Here is a 15,546-nt window from a genome sequence, read left to right on the forward strand (position 1 = left end):
CTCTGGTTCAGATCAAAAGTAGACGGGCACAGTCGTCCGTAATTTTGGAGCTCAAAGGTGTGTACAGCGGACGCTTATGAATAACCGGCATACCAAGGCGCAAGAATCGTAAGTACGACCGCTTAAATTACAAGTCTGCCCAATGTCGCCAGTTCTCATCTGGGCAGGATGCTGGAAGCCATTCCGTCTAACCGCTCCTTGGTCTTCTCCCAACCCGGCATCACCTGGTTCATCAACCGATAGAACCGTTCACCATGGTTATGCTCAGCGATATGGCAAAGCTCGTGCAGGATCACGTAGTCAATACAGTCGCGGGGAGCTTTGATTAGATGCGGGTTCAAAGTGATGCGGCCATTGGGCGAGCAACTGCCCCATTGCGTCTTCATGCTCAGAATCCTTAACGGCGGCTTTTCTGTGACCCACAACGCCTGTTCCAGAACGGCGTCTAACCGCCTGGCAAAGTTTTCCTTGGCACGCGCCTTGTACCAGCTCGTCAGAAGGTCGCGCACGTTGTCTGCTTCTCGGGTACGTACACTGACTTCCAGCTTGCCACGCAACAGTTTCACGCCTTGTACCTGTTTAGGAGTCTCTAGGACCTTTAGCAGGTACTGTTTACCCAGGTAGTAATGGGTTTCGCCACTGACGAAGCGGCGAGGGGTTATATGCTCAAGCTGTTGGCGGAACTCTCGTAGTTGCTGGTAGATCCAGCGGCCACGTTTTTTTACCGCGCACAGCACGGCCTCATTACTGGCATCCTCCGGGGCGGACACCACAATCCGACAATCTGGGTAAACCTTGATCAATACTCTGTCGGTTGCCTGTGGGCGCTCGATGCGCTCGAAGACAAGCTGTTCGTCCCCGTAGCGAAAGTTGATGGACTGGTTTTGGGGTTTGATCGGGACGTTCATACTTACTGCACACCGTTCAAGCCGACACGGGTGATCTGGACCACCATTTCCACAATTTTCTTCGCCTGATCCATGCCACCGCCAATGGCTTTACACTCTTGGAACATGCGTGGCAGCAGCTTCTTACGGATGTCTGCTTCGATGTTCTGTGGATTGATGGAGTTCTCGGTGACGGCAATCTCGACTGCCTGATCAATTTCAAATGCGAGCTTTATCCACTTGTCCTGAACCTGATGATCCATCACGGCCAGCGCTTCAGACAGTACCTTTTTGAATACCCCAAAATAGGCCTGTGCGTGGCGGTTGCCAGTGATAGCGTCGGGCATGTCGTCCAGGCGGCGCTCGCGTACCTGCTCTTCGAACTCATGGAACAGCAGGTACTGCTTGAGCGGATGGTCGAAGAGTTTCTCCGCCTCTTCAATTGCCTGGCGCAGGAGCTTAGAGAAGGACTCCTGTGCATAGGGATCATCGCGCAGTTCCTGCTCAATCATGCGTGTGACGCGCGTCTTGATGATGTCGGTTTCGTTGCGCGTCTTGTCTTCGTTCCAGTCTTCCGGCTTCTGCGACTGGCCCATCTTTCCAACCTCATACACACCCTGCGGATCTTTTACGCCAACACCGACAACATGCTTATCCAAAAGCTTCTTCACCTGATCGGCATACTCGTCGTAGTCGACTTTCTCTCCGGCATCCTGTTGCACCAGTTGGCGCAGGCTGGATAGCTGTTTGACCGTCTCCTTGTAGTGGCGACGGTCGGCATCGGTGAAGCTTTTATCATCAAAGAAAGTAGCAGACTGCAAGGCCACCTTCAGGCAGCTGGCAAAGGCCGTCAGCGCTTCGTAGAAGTCCTCGCGCACCTTCTGGTGTACATCCACCAGCTCCCCATCTCTCTCTTCAATGCGGGGCACCAGAACCTGACGCAGCTGCTCAATGTCGCTCTTGTTCCTGACTTGGTCGAAAATGGCCCATAGCTGCTTGTACAGTTGCGGTAGCCGCTTGTACTCGGTACTCATCTGGTTGTACAGGCCGGCAATGTCATTGATGTCGTAGCCGCCCTGGGTGCGGGATGCCAGATCCTGATACTTCTGAATGGTGGTATCCAGTTCGGCCAGAATGCCCCGGTAGTCGATCAGAAGACCAAACTTCTTCTGCGGATGAAGCCGATTGACCCGTGCAATTGCCTGAATCAGGTTGTGTTCCTTGAGGGGCTTGTCGATGTACAACACGGCGTTCTTTGGCTCGTCGAAGCCGGTCAGCAGTTTGTCCACCACAATCAGAATTTTCAGTGGGTCTTGGGCATCGGCAAAGCGCTCAATCAAATGCTTGTTATAGCTTTGCTCATCCTGGCTGCCCACATTTGCTTTCCACCACTGGGATACCTCCGGGCTAGCCGCTTCATCCACTGCGGTATTGCCCTCGCGGGTATCGGGCGAGCTCATTACTACGGCAGCTTCAAACAGGTTGGCCTCGTCCAAATACTTTTTGTACTTGATGGCTGACGCCTTGCTGTCGCAGGCCAGTTGACCCTTCAGTCCATCGTCGATGTTCTTAACAAAGTGGTTGGCGATATCCAGCGCAATTAGACGTATGCGGTCATCTACCCCGTACAGCTCGCCTTTCTTGGCAAACTTGCGCTTTAGATCTGCCTTCTGCTGGCCGGTTAGTCCTTCGGTAATCCGCTCGAACCAGCTGTCGATGGCGCGCTCATTGACTTCCAGATCGGGGATGCGTTCTTCATACAGGAGCGGTGTCACCGCTCGGTCTTCCACAGCACGCTGCATGGTATAGGCGTGCACGATGGGGCCGAATTTGTTGGTGGTTTTATCGTCCTTGAGCAGGGGGGTGCCAGTGAACGCGACAAAGGAGGCATTGGGCAGGGCCTGCTTCATTCGGATATGGTTTTCTCCGCCCTGGCTGCGGTGGCCCTCATCGATCAGCACAATGATGTCGCTGCTGCTGTTCTGGCACTCCGGCAACCGGGTAGCTGAATTGAACTTCTGAATGAGCGAGAAAACTATCCGTTCTGAGCCCTGGCCAATCTGCTCTGCCAGACGTTTGCCTGACGTAGCCATGGCGGCCTCGCGGTCTTTCTTGTCCGCCAACTCACCACCAGAGGCAAAGGTTTTGCTCAGCTGGTTTTCCAGATCAACTCGATCGGTAACTACGACAATACGACACTGCTTGAGGCTGTCGTGAAGAATCAGCGCTTTGCTTAGAAAGACCATGGTGAAAGACTTGCCGGACCCCGTCGTGTGCCAGATCACACCGCCCTCACGCCCGCCATCCGGGCGACGGGTATTGATGCGTTCGATCAGCCGCTTGATGCCGAATACCTGCTGATAGCGGGCAACAATCTTGCCGGCCTTCTTGTCGTACAAGGTGAAGAACCGAATCATTTCAAGCAGGCGGGTAGGGCTCAGAAGGCTGATCAGCAGTCTGTCCTGACCGTTGACCGCCAGATGCCCCGCCGCGATCAGGCTGTCATACCAGCGCCGATCCGCCGCTGGGCGGTAGTCGAACAGGCTGGACAGATCGGCTTCGCTCAGCGAGCGGTTCTTGATCGCATACATTTCGGCGTCAGAAATATCTTCTTCGCGCCAGGTCGCCCAAAACTTGGCCGGTGTGCCGCAGGTGCCGTAGCGCCCGGCCGTTCCGTTCACAGACAGCAGCAGCTGGCTGTAGGCGAATAACAGGGGTATTTCGTCATGGCGCTGGTTGCGCAAGCTCTGCGAGATGCCCTCGTCGATGGTCGGGCCTTTCTTGGCGTTCCCATCCGGGCGTTTGGCCTCAATGACGACCAGGGGAATGCCGTTCACAAAGCACACGATATCCGGGCGGCGATTTTCCACGCCACCGGAACGGGTCACAGTGAATTCTTCGGTAAACACAAAGCTGTTGTTGGCCGGGTTGTGCCAGTCAATCAACGCAATGGTCGGGTTGGCCTTTTTGCCATCCACAAACTCGGTAACGGAAATACCGTAGAGCATGTGGTTGTACAGGCGCTCATTGGCAGCCTGTAGTCCTTCGTTGAGCGGCGGACTGCATACTTCTGCTATCAGGTTGTCGATGGCCTTGTCTGACAGTGAGCAGGTTTTACCAGCCACGCTGTAGGTGCGCTGTTGCAGGGCCTGACGCAGAAAGCCGCTCAGCACTACACCATCGGTTTTACCGTCACGGGCTGCCAGTGCCTGCTCTGGCGACAGGAATGTCCACCCCAGGTTGGTCAGTAACGTCAGCGCCGGTAGCTTGGCACTGTATTCTTCCTGAAATTTTGGGGTGTTGTAGTTCACATTAAATCCCTTTTGTTAGCGAGCTCAATCCAAGCCGCTCAGGCCAGATGCGTTCACATATTGCCTGATACAACGCCTGTCGAGCTTCAATATCCTGCTTTTTGAACTGCAGATGGGCGCTAAATGGTAGGTTGTGCTGGCGAGTGAGTGCCTGGAAATTCGGGTTGTTCTCATAGGCCAGTGGGCTGAGGGACTTCACCAGCAGGTTTTCCTTGATGTAGTGCGGTTGTTTCTCGGCATAGGACAAGTCGCCGTAGGACTGGTTGGTGCCGCGAGGCAGCAGCACCAGATCACCCAGCCGGTTACGGTAGTTCTGGAATTCGTGCTCCTGTTGAAACTCGTCCTTGTGCCGGGAAAACTTGTCGGCCCAGATGTGTTCCACCTCAAAGGGTTTGCCACTGACGGGTTGGTAGTAGGTGACAAAATTGCTGCTCATGCCCGCATGCTGCTCGCACCAGGCCGTCATGCGGGCCAGCAGAAACTTCACAAAACGCTTGTTCTGGCCGTGCATGCGGAACTTGTCCATACCATCAAACGACTCTTTCATGTCCGCCAGTTTCTGCGACAGCAATACCCGCAATGCGGGTAAATCAAGTCCGCGCAGTTCTTTCACCAAGCTGTACATGGTGTAGCGGATGGAACTGGCAGAGTAGTTGCGAAAATTGACGGAGCGGCGCACCACGAAGGTTTCAATGTAAGAAGCCACCGTGCTGATCTTGACAGTCACGGTTTTGTTGTCATCATCGGTATTCAGTGCTGCCAGCATCAGCGGATAACTTAGCGTCGGTGCAATACCCCAGTGGTTAATGTAATACACCGGCTCCAGCCCCTGAGTCAGGCTGCGCTCGGCATCCAGAATGCGCAGGTAGGCTTTCAGGTAGAAGCGCAAATCCTGCTGCACGAATCGCTCGAAGCTGTTGCCATCAGTGGCATCCAGCCCGACTTTATCCAGATTGTCGCGTACCCAGCTGTGAAAACGCGTGCCGATCTTTTCAAAGTCCTCGTTTTTGGAACCGGCCTTACCGGGGCGGATACTGTCGGCATGACGGGCGCGCAACCACGATTGGAAGAAACGCTGGTCTTCATCCTTGTCGTAGGCTTTCAACTGCAGCATGCTCCGCTTCCACTGCTCGTTGGCGGTGTGCCGCTTGGCAGGGTCGTCGAACCGCGAAAGCACATAGCCCTTCAGCATTTCCGAAGGGGTCAGGTTCAGGCCGCGGTCGTTCATGGTTTCAAAAATCGTGTAGGCGTTCTCATCCGAGTAGGCGATGATTTCCACCATGATCACGTTGTACTTCAGCCAGTCGATAAAAAACGGAAAGGCATCCGCTTTCAGTTCTTCCGGAAAGGCCCGCACAATGTCCTGATACCGCTCGGCCATGTTGCGGGTCGACTCGGTGGCGTTGTCATCCGGCTGGTATTCGCCCTGTGTGAACAGGCTTTCCAGACAGGGGATACGCTCATCCACTGTGATGTTGAACGACTTGCTGCCACGCAATTCGGAAAAAATCATCGGCTCGATTTTCTCGTTGTATCCCAGCTCCTTCTGCAAATTGTGCAGGTAGATCAGGAACAGGGTCAGCGAGGTTAAGCGCTGCTGGCCGTCGATAATACTGCGCTTGCCGTCCTTGCTGCTGACCACAAAGGGACCAAGGTAATAGTGGCGGCGGCAAAAACTGAGTGCAACACCTGACCTTTCCGGTACGGTGCTGCCCTATGTCTTATTCCGAACTCAGCGTTGAAGAGCGTGCCACCATTCAAGTTAGTCATGCCCAAGGCCTCAGCTTGCGCAGGATTGCCTGCTTGATCAACCGATCCCCTTCGACGGTCAGCCGAGAGATGCGCCGCAATCGAGATGCAGCTGGCAGCTACTCGGCCCGCGTGGCTCAGCAGCGGATGAAGGTCCGCCGCCAGGCTTGTCGGCCCATGCGAAAGCTGCTGCCAGGTAGTGAGCGCTTTGAACTGGTGATCCATATGCTGCGCCAGCGTTTGTCTCCCGAGCAGATTGCCGGCAAGCTGCGCAGTATGAACATACCCAGTCTTAGAGATGCCTACGTCTGTCGCGAGACGATCTACAACGCGATCTATGCCCTGCCCGTCGGTGAGCTGCGCAAGGAGTTGATCCTTTGTTTGCGCCAAGGCAAGACGACACGTAGACCACGCCTTGGCGGTGTGGATCGGCGCGGGCAGATTCCAGAGATGGTCAGCATTCACTTGCGCCCGCCAGAAGTTGAAGACCGGCTGATGCCGGGGCATTGGGAAGGCGACCTTATTAAGGGTAAGGCTAACGCCTCGTCTGTAGGTACGCTGGTGGAGCGCACTAGTGGCTACCTGATGCTGGTGAAGATGAACGACGCGACGGCGACCTCGGCGATGGAGGGCTTCAGCGCCGCCCTCAATAACATGCCGCTGGCGATGCGCAAGAGCATGACCTACGACCAGGGCCGGGAAATGGCACAGCACGCCGAGATCACCCAGAGAACCGGTGTGGCGATCTACTTCTGTGACCCGCACAGCCCTTGGCAGCGCGGCAGCAACGAAAACATTAATGGCCTGATCCGCCAGTACCTGCCCAAGGGCACTGACTTGTCGGTACATAGCCAAGAAGAACTGGATGCCATTGCGTTTCAACTGAACATGCGTCCACGTAAGCGCTTCGATTTCAAATGTCCTATCGAAGTCATGAGCGAAGTGATGCAGAAAGCCTTGGCTATGCAATATGATGCTCCTGCGTCAATTCAATAACCGTGTTGCACTCAGCTCCTGCAACCGCCAGTTGTTGTACTGCTCACCCTGTTCGCGCTTGTCGCCGGGGCTGTATTCCGCCAGAAAGGCCGAAGTCAAATCGGTAACCAGCTCTTCGATATGCTTTTCACCCCAGCTGTATTCGCGCTGGAAGTAATCGACCGTGTACTTCTGCTCATTCAGAACATCGAACAGATGGCGGTGACGGGCCTCGATCTTGTTTTCCAGCTTGCTCATGCAAACCTCCTTGTTTAATTCAATTCAGTTGACCATAACGCGACGCTTACCCGTCAACAACTGCTGCATAAGGGCTTTTTTCTCTTGCTTCAGGGCATCCAAATTTTGCTGTAGGGTGATAATTTCCTGATCAGCGGCAGAAAGTAAGGCAGCGATTTTTTGTTGTTCTTCCAGTGGCGGTGTTGGAATTAAGAAGTCTTTGACCACATTCCAATCGGCCCTAGGCATATGCGTACCTGAAGACTTATTAGCTACTTCAATAAATGAGTCCAGCTGAACCACTTGGAATATGTAGTCGGCAGCAACCTTGGCCTTTGTCCTAAACACCCAAATTTCTGTCGAACAAACTCCCTGCCGATCTGCTTTCCAGTACTTTCTCAAATATGGTCGGAGCTTTCCAAACAGTACATCATTTTTCTCAAACGCTGTTTTGGTACTTAATACATCAATAGTATTTGTTGAGCCGATCAGAGATGAAGATTCCTGCGCTATGTGCTCAAGCTCGATGCATTCGCGCACATCGTCAGCATTGCTTTTTGGATCGAACTTGGTTTTCACCAAAGACACCAGATCAGAAAATGGCAACTTCCGCCACCTCCCCTCAAACCTAACTCCATTTTTATCCAACAACCGCTTTTTCCCGGTGAGCAGTTGTTGCATTAGGGATTTTTTCTGCTGTTTGCTGTTGGCGAGCAGTTGTGCGGCGGTGGTAATGGCCTTATCCCAGGTGGAGAGGAGTTGAGCGATTTTCTTTTGTTCTTCAAGGTTGGGGATTGTGACTGGAATTCGAGCAAAATCGTTAAAATACAAACGCAGGCGATCTTTCGTCAGGCCATACGAGTAAGCCCAAAATAGGTAAATCATTCGAGGAGTTTTAAACAAATACTCGGCGTAAAGCGAATCTATTTTTGAGTTTGATCTAAGTACGACATAGGCTGGACTGACTAAACCATTAACGCTTGCTCGCCCCAAGGCTCCCTGCCAAACACGCATCATGTTGTAAGCAATGTCGCCGCTTTTAACTAGCAAATGCTCGTTAGCCTCCAGGTTTGTTTCTGTTCTTCTGTCAAGAAGATCTCTTACAATCAATCCATCATTCAAAGTAACTGACAGCAGTGGAAGACCCTCTTCACCTTTTTTTCTGCTGGATCTAAAGAGCTCGCCTAGATAGGTGCTCGAATTACCGGTCATAACCCAGCTCCTCAAGATACTTAGCCATCTCGGTTTCCAGCTCTGTAAGCTTCGCTTTTAACTGCTCACGCTCGGCACGCACGGCCAGCAGGTCGATTTCTTCCTCTTCTTCAAAGGTATCGACGTAGCGCGGAATATTCAGGTTGTAGTCGTTTTCCCTGATCTCATCGAGGCTGGCGAGGTAGGCGTACTTATCCGCGTTGGTTCTGGCTTTGTAGGCGTCGATAATTTTCTGGATGCTGGCCTCATCCAGCAGGTTCTGGTTTTTGCCGGCCTTGAAGTCGCGGCTGGCGTCGATAAACAACACCTTGTCGTCATTCTTGGCTTTTTTGAACAGCAGAATCGCTGCCGGAATACCGGTGCCGTAGAACAGCTTTTCCGGCAGGCCGATCACTGCATCCAGCAGGTTTTCATCGATCAGTTGCTGGCGAATCCTGCCTTCGCTTGAACCCCGGAACAGCACCCCGTGCGGTACCACGACGCCCATACGGCCGGTCTTGGGTTTCAGGGTTTCGACCATGTGCAGGATAAAGGCATAGTCGCCTTTGGTTTTCGGCGGCACGCCGCGGCGGAAGCGGCTGAATTTGTCGTGTTCGGCTTCGTCGTGCCCCCATTTGTCCAGGCTGAACGGCGGGTTGGCGGTGACGATATCGAACAGCATCAGGTCACCGTTTTTATCCAGCAGCTTAGGGTTGCGGATGGTGTCGCCCCATTCGATCTTGTGGTTGTCTTCCCCGTGCAGAAACATGTTCATCTTGGCCAGTGACCAGGTGGAGCCAATGGCCTCCTGACCATAGAGGGCGTAGCTCTTGCTATTGTGATGGGCGCGCACCTTGTTGCCGCATTTCATCAACAATGAGGCCGACCCACAGGCCGGGTCGCAGATGCTGTCTCCAGGTTGCGGGTCAAGCAGCTCGGCAATCAGCTCGGACACTTCAGGCGGGGTATAGAACTCACCAGCCTTCTGTCCACCACTGGCAGCAAAGTTCTTGATCAGGTACTCATAGGCGTTGCCGATTACGTCCAGGGAGCCCACGCGACTGGGTTTGAGGTTCAGTTCGGGCTTGGCAAAGTCTTCCAGCAGGTGGCGCAGAATGGTGTTCTTCTGCTTTTCTTCGCCCAGCCTGTCCGTATTGAAAGAAATATCCTGGAACACGCTTTTGCCAGCGTCCTTGAGCTTGGTGCCGTTGGCCTCCTCGATGGCGTGCAGCGCCTGATCAATACGCTCACCGTTACCGGGCTCGTGGCGTCGTTCATACAGAGCATAAAACGAGGCGCTCTTTGGTAGCACGAAGCGCTCGTTCTTCATCATTTCTTCAAGCAGCTCCGGCTCGTCCCCGTACTGGGCCATGTAGCCGTCGTAGTGGTCCTGCCATACATCCGAGATGTACTTGAGGAACAGCATGGTAAGGATGAAATCTTTATAGGTGTCGGCGCTGATGGTGCCGCGGAAGGTGTCGCAAGCGGCCCAGAGGGCTTTGTTGATGCTATCTTGATTGATCTTGTCGCTCATGAGCTTTTCTCCATAAGTAGTTGCTGAAACATGCCCTGTAGCATGGTTTCACGGTTGCTTAGCAAGGCTTGTGTCAGCTGCTGCTCCTTTTCCCATAGCTCATTCAGATGCACGATTTTCTGTTGAATGGTCATATCAGGCACTGTCAGTTCTAGTGATTTGACCGCTTTGGTATTGAGCATCACCAGGCTTGTGCCTTGACTGCCAGCTCCTTGGGATAGCATGTGTTGCATCTCGGGGCGATTGAGTGACCAGCAAATAAACTCTGGCAGTATGCCTGGCTTGGGTGTGATAACCAGGAATTGGCTGGTAACCACCACGGGTAGTTCTGACTGAGGATCCTGCATTAGGCAGGAGGCACGAAAGTAGCCGCCCTTGGCGCCCCGGGACGGTAACAGTACCGCTCCGGGGTTTACGAAAGCCTTATCTTTTCCCTGCCAATTAATCTGGGGTAGCTGATGGGCTCGCAGCTCTGTCGTATAGGTCGCCTCCAGCGCTCCACGCACGTCCTTTATCTGGGCTACGTGAGCATTACCACCGGTTGAAAGCTCCTCGAGTTTCTCTCGGAATGTAAAGCCGGTGCGGACCTCGGCTATTTCGCCGAGGGCTTGTAGGCTACTGGTTTTATGCACGGAACGCCTCCTTGAAGTTTGTGGCTCTAAGCCTGCACCCATCAATTCGTCCGGTCTGCAGGCTTTCCAGGAACTCAACTTCGTTCCACCCGACCTTCAGGGCAGTCTCCTTGAACCAGTCCTTTACCGTGCAGGTCAATCTTTGCTGATTCTTGGATTCCTGCTTGTTGTATAGAGCCCGGATGCGTTCAGCCGTGCACAGGAAAGCGGTAGCCTCAGTCTTATGCTCAGTAGGCTCAGGAAAAGCAAGATGCTCTTTCCTCGCGCGTAACGGCGCTCTGGATGCAGGGTCTTTGCCTTGCGCCCTAATCTCAATCAGTCGCGTGGCTTGGATTAAGAGAACCCCGTTGATGCCTCTGCTGGCTTGTGGTGCTTCATTTGTTTGATATGCTTGATTCATTCAATGCCTCCATTGGTTTGCCTCATAGTTGGTTTTGAATACGGCGACAGGCTGCCACCTGTCGCCGACCCATTTTTTTCTAAAAAATACAGTTAGCGCCTAACGATTTCCGTGGTGCGAGCATAATGCTCGCTGCCAGGGTTGGCGTCAACAAAATAATGCAGTTAGCAGGCTACTGTATTTCTGTCTCAGGGTTATCTGTGTTGCGCAGTGGTGCCGTAGTTCGAGGGGGTGGGGAGATATTTAAGGGCTTGGTTCTGAGGTTCGGGCCACTAGCAGCCTGTTGAAATTCGCCTACGGTCTGTCTGACTTTGCAGTGTAAGGTTTACGATATCGGCTCCAATCTGCCGGGAACCCCGATTTCCATGCGTGGCGCCGATATCACTCAGGAATCCTTGTTCACTGTCGCCAAGCTCGATGACTTCGTGCCAGCGACTCACCCCCTGCGCGCCATCCGCAAGCTGGCAGACACCGCTCTGCAGCGGATGAGCGCCCTGTTTGACACCTTGTATGCCGACACCGGTCGCGCCTCGATCGCCCCCGAGAAGCTGATGCGGGCACAGTTGCTGCAGTTGTTCTACTCGCTGCGCAGCGAGCGGATGCTCATGGAGCAACTGGGCTACAACCTGCTGTTCCGCTGGTTCGTCGGCTTGGCCATCGATGATCCGGTGTGGGATCACTCGGTCTTCTCGAAGAACCGTGACCGTCTCAATGCCCAGGCCGTGGCCACCGAATTTCTGAGCGAGGTGGTGCGCCTGGCAGAGAAGCAGGGGCTGATCTCGGATGAGCACTTCTCAGTCGACGGCACATTGCTGCAAGCCTGGGCCTCTCAGAAGAGTTTCCGGCCCAAGGACGACTCTCCAGACGATCAAGGCCCCGGACCACGCAATGCCCCGCCGGACTTCAAGGGGCACAAGCGCAGCAACGACACCCACGCCTCGACCAGCGATCCGGATGCCCGGCTGTACCGAAAGAGCCACAACACCGGCGCGCAGCTGAGTTACATGGGGCATGTGCTGATGGAACACCGCAGTGGCCTGGTGCGCAGTGCTCATGTGACTCTGGCCGGTGGCCGTGGCGAACGCGAAGCCGCGCTGGCGATGCTGAGCAAGCTGGGTGGTCGCCGTCGCCGCACCTTGGCTGCGGACAAGGCCTACGATACGGCAGACTTCGTGGCCGCCTGTCGGGCACTCGGCGTGACACCGCATGTGGCACAGAACACCAGTGGCCGGCGTAGCGCCATCGACGGCCGTACCACGCGCCATGCTGGCTATGGACTGAGCCTGAAGATTCGCGCCTGGATCGAAACCCACTTCGGCTGGCTCAAGGCGGCGGCAGGCCTGCGCCAGGTGAAGCAACGCGGACTTGAGCGTGTCGACGCGCTGTTCCAGCTGGCCATGGCGGCAAGCAACCTGGTGCGCCTGCCGAAGCTGCTGGCTACAGGCTCAATGGCATGAGCGCGTTGACGGGGAAGGTGCGCCTGGAGCACGCCAAATCGGGCTATTTCCATCGATTGGCGCCCTAAACGGGAAGTAAACGAGCGCGACCGCTGCTGCCAGAAGCAGTGGACGTAATCATCGCGGCGAATTTCAACAGGCTGCTAGGGCTGGAGCTATTAGGTGTTAAGTTCTGCGATCGGTGGCAATAGCAACGCTGGCTCGCAGTCTAGTGAGGAAGCGATCCGATAAAGCTTTTCTACCGTAATGCTCACCTCTCCGCGCTCAATGCGACCCATATAGCTACGGTCGATGTTACAAATGAGCGCAAGCGCATCCTGAGAAATCTGCCTAGCCATTCTCTGCGTCCGGATCCGTGCTCCCAGCGCTTTTGCCAGTTGCTCCATAGCTGCCTCAATGCAATTTGAGGGAGGACTATCCGGTGTTTGCGGACACATAGGCCACGGACTATAATCCGCATCCCTTTTTTGCCGTTGGTTCCTAGCATGAGATCTGTTTCGTTCATCCTCGATAAGCGGCTTTACGAGCTACTCCAAGAAAGCGGGCGCACGCAATTCACCACTCGTGATTTGAGAGATGCTTATGCCGCGAGGCTGGAAGAGGGGTGTTATAAGCTCAGTGATGTGCGCCTTTTTGTGTATGAGCAGATCAGGCGGATGATTCGCGTCGGCTGGCTCGTGCCGGACGAGCAGCAGCGAAAGCGAGGCCAGATCTATCACGTGCAACCATGTCCGAAGCACTTAAAGCTTGAGTTGGTTGATCGGGCCTTTGAACGAAGCGAGAAAGCATCATCCAAAACTGGGTCGGCCCATTTGGACAGCGAAGCCATCGCAGGGGCGACGTCGCTGCAAGGTACCGAGCAACATGTCAGGGCCTTGCTAAAGGAGGTGCGGCTGGACTTTCTCGCGGCGATGGGGGAAGCGGAGCGTTATAAGCAACTGCTGGATGAGATGCCTCAATTGAGGGGTAGCGTTGAAGAGGACTATCTTGAGGCGCGTGACCGTGGCTCAAGGCTCTTGGGTCATCTCCGTGCTGTGGAGAAGACACTCAAAGCGCTCGAAGCCTCACAATGACGTCTTCATTGCGCCGATGGCAAACCCGTTGCATTGAAAAAGCACTAAGACAATTCACTTCTTCTCGGCATTTTTTCTGCCAAGCCACGCCCGGCGCAGGCAAGACTCGCATGGCGGCAGAGCTAGCCCGATGCCTGTTGGAGCAAAACAAAATTGATCTGGTACTCTGCTTTGCCCCATCGTGCCAGGTTGTTGAAGGCTTTCGCTCTACCTTTGCCCAGGTATTAGGCAAGCGGCTAGATGGTCACCTAGGTGCTGTAGGTGCTGCGCACACATAGGGGTTTGGGGAGCAATGGAACCAAAAACCAACGTAAGCCCTACCAACGCTTTTCGGTGTCTTCTTCCCAGGCGCCCATCTCGACAAAACAGTTGCGCATGTCGGCCTCCTGGCTGATCTCGGTCAGCAGGTCATGCACGCTCTTGTCCAGCTCATCGTCGCTCCGATACGGAATGGTCAACTCATAGTGGCCGGCATCCAGCCGCTTCATGCCATAGGGCTCCAGGCAGTAGCGCTCAATGTTCTCCGTGGCCCGCTTCCGGCCGCGCACGAACTTGCTGTTATTCACCACCGCGAGGCGCAGGGTGACGGTGGCCACCCGCTCGGCGGCGGGCGGCTCTGCCGGCGACGCGGCCGAAGGCTGCTGGTCGCGTGACCTGGCGCTCTTCTGGTACGCGCCGATCTCGACACCACGGTGGCGCAGGTAGCTGTACAGCGTGCTCTTGGAGATGTGCAGCTTCTCGCCGATCGCGCTGACGCTCAGGCGACCTTCGCGGTAGAGGGTTTCGGCCGCCATGGCGGTGGCCTCAGCCTTGGCTGGCAGGCCCTTGGGACGGCCACCGATCCGGCCACGCGCCCGTGCGGCCGACAGACCCGCCTGAGTCCGCTCGCGGATCAGCTCGCGCTCGAACTCCGCCAGCGAGGCGAACAGGTTGAACACCAGGCGGCCTTGGGCGTGGGTGGTGTCGATGGGGTCATTCAGGCTCTGTAAGCCGACCTTGCGCTCTGCCAGCTCGCCGACCAACTCGACCAGGTGCTTGAGGGAACGCCCAAGGCGATCCAGCTTCCAGATCACCACGGCATCACCCGGCCGCACGTTGGCCAGCAGTTTGTCCAACTCCGGCCGGGCGCTTTTCGCGCCGCTGGCGATGTCTTGGTAGATGCGTTCGCACCCGGCCTGTTTCAGGGCATCGACTTGTAGGTCGGCTTTCTGATCCCGAGTGCTCACTCGCGCATAACCGATCTTCATCAAAAGTACTGTTTACTCGACTACGTTAGTAATAGTTGAACTTTGATTAAGCGTACCAGTTATTTGAACCGTAGCGCGGGGAGCTTAACGAACCGAGCCATTCCTCGATAGAGTTCGGCAAAACCTTCGTTTTGTCGAACCATTGCATCGCCCTTTGTGATTGGCGTATAAACACACAAACACCTATTAGCGGAGAACGCTATGAATACCATTCGCTGGAATGTCGCCGTCTCGGCCGACACCGACCAGTCGCTTCGGATGTTTCTGGCCAGCCAGGGCGGCGGCCGTAAGGGCGACCTGTCGCGCTTCATCGAAGAAGCGGTACGGGCACACATCCTGGAGCTGAGCGCTGAGCAGGCCAAGGCCGCTAACGCCCATCTGAGTGAGGCAGAATTGACCAACGCGGTTGACGAAGCGCTCGACTGGGCACGTAAGCGCTGATGCGGGTCGTGTTGGATACCAACATCCTGTTCAGCGCCCTGATCTCGCCACATGGCGCGCCCGATGCGATCTACCGTGCCTGGCGGGCGGCGCGTTTCGAGGTGGTGACCTCGCGGATGCAACTCGATGAAATTCGTCGAGCCAGCCGCTATCCCAAGCTTCAGGCCATCCTACAGCCCGCCAAGGTGGGCGCCATGATCAATAACCTGCAACGGGCTGTGGTACTGGAGCGCCTGACCATCGAGGTCGAAGCCGATGATCCGGATGACTCGTTTTTGCTGGCCATGGCCTTGGCGGGCGATGCGGACTACCTGGTAACCGGTGATCGCCGCGCCGGCCTGCTGCAACGCGGGCACATCGAACGCACGCGGATCGTCACGCCCGCCGTGTTCTGCGTCGAGGTGCTGTGATC

Annotated in this window: 15 protein-coding genes and 1 pseudogene; 6 read left to right on the forward strand and 10 right to left on the reverse strand. The window is 55.2% G+C overall.

Annotated features, from left to right (window positions below):
* Positions 1-155: 155 nt before the first annotated feature.
* Genes ACZ5WQ_RS08795 through ACZ5WQ_RS08805 form a run of 3 tightly spaced genes read right to left on the reverse strand, consistent with a single transcriptional unit; the run spans position 156 to position 5,840 of the window.
* Positions 156-908, reverse strand: coding sequence for a M48 family metallopeptidase (locus ACZ5WQ_RS08795; protein WP_464383589.1), 753 nt, complete (start codon positions 906-908; stop codon positions 156-158).
* A 2-nt stretch (positions 909-910) separates the two neighbouring features.
* Entirely contained in the window at positions 911-4,198 is a 3,288-nt protein-coding gene (locus tag ACZ5WQ_RS08800) for a type I restriction endonuclease subunit R (RefSeq protein WP_464383590.1), read from the reverse strand.
* Position 4,199: 1 nt separating this feature from the next.
* Positions 4,200-5,840: a DUF262 domain-containing protein gene (locus tag ACZ5WQ_RS08805; RefSeq protein WP_464383591.1), complete on the reverse strand. Its 1,641-nt coding sequence runs from the start codon at positions 5,838-5,840 to the stop codon at positions 4,200-4,202.
* A gap of 74 nt (positions 5,841-5,914) precedes the next feature.
* Between ACZ5WQ_RS08805 and ACZ5WQ_RS08810 the strand changes: the two genes are divergently transcribed.
* The gene (locus tag ACZ5WQ_RS08810) at positions 5,915-6,943 is read left to right on the forward strand and encodes an IS30-like element ISPsp4 family transposase (protein WP_057392730.1); all 1,029 of its coding nucleotides are present in this window, start codon (positions 5,915-5,917) and stop codon (positions 6,941-6,943) included.
* On the opposite strand, the gene ACZ5WQ_RS08815 is transcribed toward ACZ5WQ_RS08810, so the two are convergent.
* The 5 genes from ACZ5WQ_RS08815 to ACZ5WQ_RS08835 are packed head-to-tail and all read right to left on the reverse strand — an operon-like array spanning position 6,932 to position 10,916.
* The gene (locus tag ACZ5WQ_RS08815; RefSeq protein ID WP_464383592.1) at positions 6,932-7,180 is read right to left on the reverse strand and encodes a hypothetical protein; all 249 of its coding nucleotides are present in this window, start codon (positions 7,178-7,180) and stop codon (positions 6,932-6,934) included. The two genes, ACZ5WQ_RS08810 and ACZ5WQ_RS08815, sit on opposite strands and share 12 nt — an antisense overlap.
* Positions 7,181-7,204: 24 nt before the next feature.
* Positions 7,205-8,371, reverse strand: coding sequence for a restriction endonuclease subunit S (locus tag ACZ5WQ_RS08820; RefSeq protein WP_464383593.1), 1,167 nt, complete (start codon positions 8,369-8,371; stop codon positions 7,205-7,207).
* Complete coding sequence (locus tag ACZ5WQ_RS08825) at positions 8,361-9,884, reverse strand: type I restriction-modification system subunit M (RefSeq protein WP_464383594.1); 1,524 nt, start codon at positions 9,882-9,884, stop codon at positions 8,361-8,363. Before ACZ5WQ_RS08825 ends, ACZ5WQ_RS08820 begins: the two co-directional genes overlap by 11 nt.
* The gene (locus tag ACZ5WQ_RS08830; protein WP_464383595.1) at positions 9,881-10,516 is read right to left on the reverse strand and encodes a restriction endonuclease subunit S; all 636 of its coding nucleotides are present in this window, start codon (positions 10,514-10,516) and stop codon (positions 9,881-9,883) included. The genes ACZ5WQ_RS08825 and ACZ5WQ_RS08830 overlap by 4 nt, the downstream gene beginning before the upstream one ends.
* A complete protein-coding gene (locus ACZ5WQ_RS08835) occupies positions 10,509-10,916 on the reverse strand; it encodes a hypothetical protein (protein ID WP_464383596.1) in 408 nt (135 codons plus the stop codon). The genes ACZ5WQ_RS08830 and ACZ5WQ_RS08835 overlap by 8 nt, the downstream gene beginning before the upstream one ends.
* A 365-nt stretch (positions 10,917-11,281) precedes the next feature.
* On the opposite strand from ACZ5WQ_RS08835, the gene ACZ5WQ_RS08840 reads away from it, so the two are divergent.
* A complete protein-coding gene (locus ACZ5WQ_RS08840) occupies positions 11,282-12,373 on the forward strand; it encodes an IS5 family transposase (RefSeq protein WP_464383627.1) in 1,092 nt (363 codons plus the stop codon).
* A gap of 158 nt (positions 12,374-12,531) precedes the next feature.
* Here the strand turns inward: ACZ5WQ_RS08840 and ACZ5WQ_RS08845 are convergent, their stop codons facing one another.
* Positions 12,532-12,759, reverse strand: a complete 228-nt coding sequence (locus ACZ5WQ_RS08845; protein WP_464383597.1) for a helix-turn-helix domain-containing protein — start codon at positions 12,757-12,759, stop codon at positions 12,532-12,534.
* Between the two features lie 99 nt (positions 12,760-12,858).
* On the opposite strand from ACZ5WQ_RS08845, the gene ACZ5WQ_RS08850 reads away from it, so the two are divergent.
* Together ACZ5WQ_RS08850 and ACZ5WQ_RS08855 are read left to right on the forward strand one after the other, a co-directional pair.
* Positions 12,859-13,446 (forward strand): hypothetical protein, encoded by a 588-nt coding sequence (locus ACZ5WQ_RS08850; protein WP_464383598.1) that lies wholly within the window; start codon positions 12,859-12,861, stop codon positions 13,444-13,446.
* Positions 13,443-13,721, forward strand: a pseudogene (locus ACZ5WQ_RS08855) (DEAD/DEAH box helicase family protein); the annotation flags it as partial. The gene ACZ5WQ_RS08850 and the pseudogene ACZ5WQ_RS08855, both read left to right, overlap by 4 nt.
* A 42-nt stretch (positions 13,722-13,763) precedes the next feature.
* Here ACZ5WQ_RS08855 and ACZ5WQ_RS08860 read toward each other — a convergent pair.
* Complete coding sequence (locus ACZ5WQ_RS08860; RefSeq protein ID WP_003150544.1) at positions 13,764-14,693, reverse strand: recombinase family protein; 930 nt, start codon at positions 14,691-14,693, stop codon at positions 13,764-13,766.
* A gap of 201 nt (positions 14,694-14,894) precedes the next feature.
* On the opposite strand from ACZ5WQ_RS08860, the gene ACZ5WQ_RS08865 reads away from it, so the two are divergent.
* Together ACZ5WQ_RS08865 and ACZ5WQ_RS08870 are read left to right on the forward strand one after the other, a co-directional pair.
* Complete coding sequence (locus ACZ5WQ_RS08865) at positions 14,895-15,134, forward strand: ribbon-helix-helix domain-containing protein (RefSeq protein ID WP_003089107.1); 240 nt, start codon at positions 14,895-14,897, stop codon at positions 15,132-15,134.
* The gene (locus tag ACZ5WQ_RS08870) at positions 15,134-15,544 is read left to right on the forward strand and encodes a putative toxin-antitoxin system toxin component, PIN family (protein WP_003150546.1); all 411 of its coding nucleotides are present in this window, start codon (positions 15,134-15,136) and stop codon (positions 15,542-15,544) included. The genes ACZ5WQ_RS08865 and ACZ5WQ_RS08870 overlap by 1 nt, the downstream gene beginning before the upstream one ends.
* The last annotated feature ends 2 nt before the right edge of the window (positions 15,545-15,546 follow it).

The sequence above is a fragment of the Halopseudomonas sp. T1L2 genome (assembly GCF_055397385.1).

Excerpts from the sequence above, each read along its gene's own strand:
- ACZ5WQ_RS08845 (WP_464383597.1), bottom strand. The coding sequence starts at position 12,759 with ATGGAGCAACTGGCAAAAGCGCTGGGAGCACGGATCCGGACGCAGAGA.
- ACZ5WQ_RS08825 (WP_464383594.1), bottom strand. The coding sequence starts at position 9,884 with ATGAGCGACAAGATCAATCAAGATAGCATCAACAAAGCCCTCTGGGCC.
- ACZ5WQ_RS08810 (WP_057392730.1), top strand. The coding sequence starts at position 5,915 with ATGTCTTATTCCGAACTCAGCGTTGAAGAGCGTGCCACCATTCAAGTT.
- ACZ5WQ_RS08795 (WP_464383589.1), bottom strand. The coding sequence starts at position 908 with ATGAACGTCCCGATCAAACCCCAAAACCAGTCCATCAACTTTCGCTAC.
- ACZ5WQ_RS08815 (WP_464383592.1), bottom strand. The coding sequence starts at position 7,180 with ATGAGCAAGCTGGAAAACAAGATCGAGGCCCGTCACCGCCATCTGTTC.
- ACZ5WQ_RS08840 (WP_464383627.1), top strand. The coding sequence starts at position 11,282 with ATGCGTGGCGCCGATATCACTCAGGAATCCTTGTTCACTGTCGCCAAG.
- ACZ5WQ_RS08860 (WP_003150544.1), bottom strand. The coding sequence starts at position 14,693 with ATGAAGATCGGTTATGCGCGAGTGAGCACTCGGGATCAGAAAGCCGAC.
- ACZ5WQ_RS08870 (WP_003150546.1), top strand. The coding sequence starts at position 15,134 with ATGCGGGTCGTGTTGGATACCAACATCCTGTTCAGCGCCCTGATCTCG.
- ACZ5WQ_RS08835 (WP_464383596.1), bottom strand. The coding sequence starts at position 10,916 with ATGAATCAAGCATATCAAACAAATGAAGCACCACAAGCCAGCAGAGGC.
- ACZ5WQ_RS08850 (WP_464383598.1), top strand. The coding sequence starts at position 12,859 with ATGAGATCTGTTTCGTTCATCCTCGATAAGCGGCTTTACGAGCTACTC.
- ACZ5WQ_RS08865 (WP_003089107.1), top strand. The coding sequence starts at position 14,895 with ATGAATACCATTCGCTGGAATGTCGCCGTCTCGGCCGACACCGACCAG.
- ACZ5WQ_RS08820 (WP_464383593.1), bottom strand. The coding sequence starts at position 8,371 with ATGACCGGTAATTCGAGCACCTATCTAGGCGAGCTCTTTAGATCCAGC.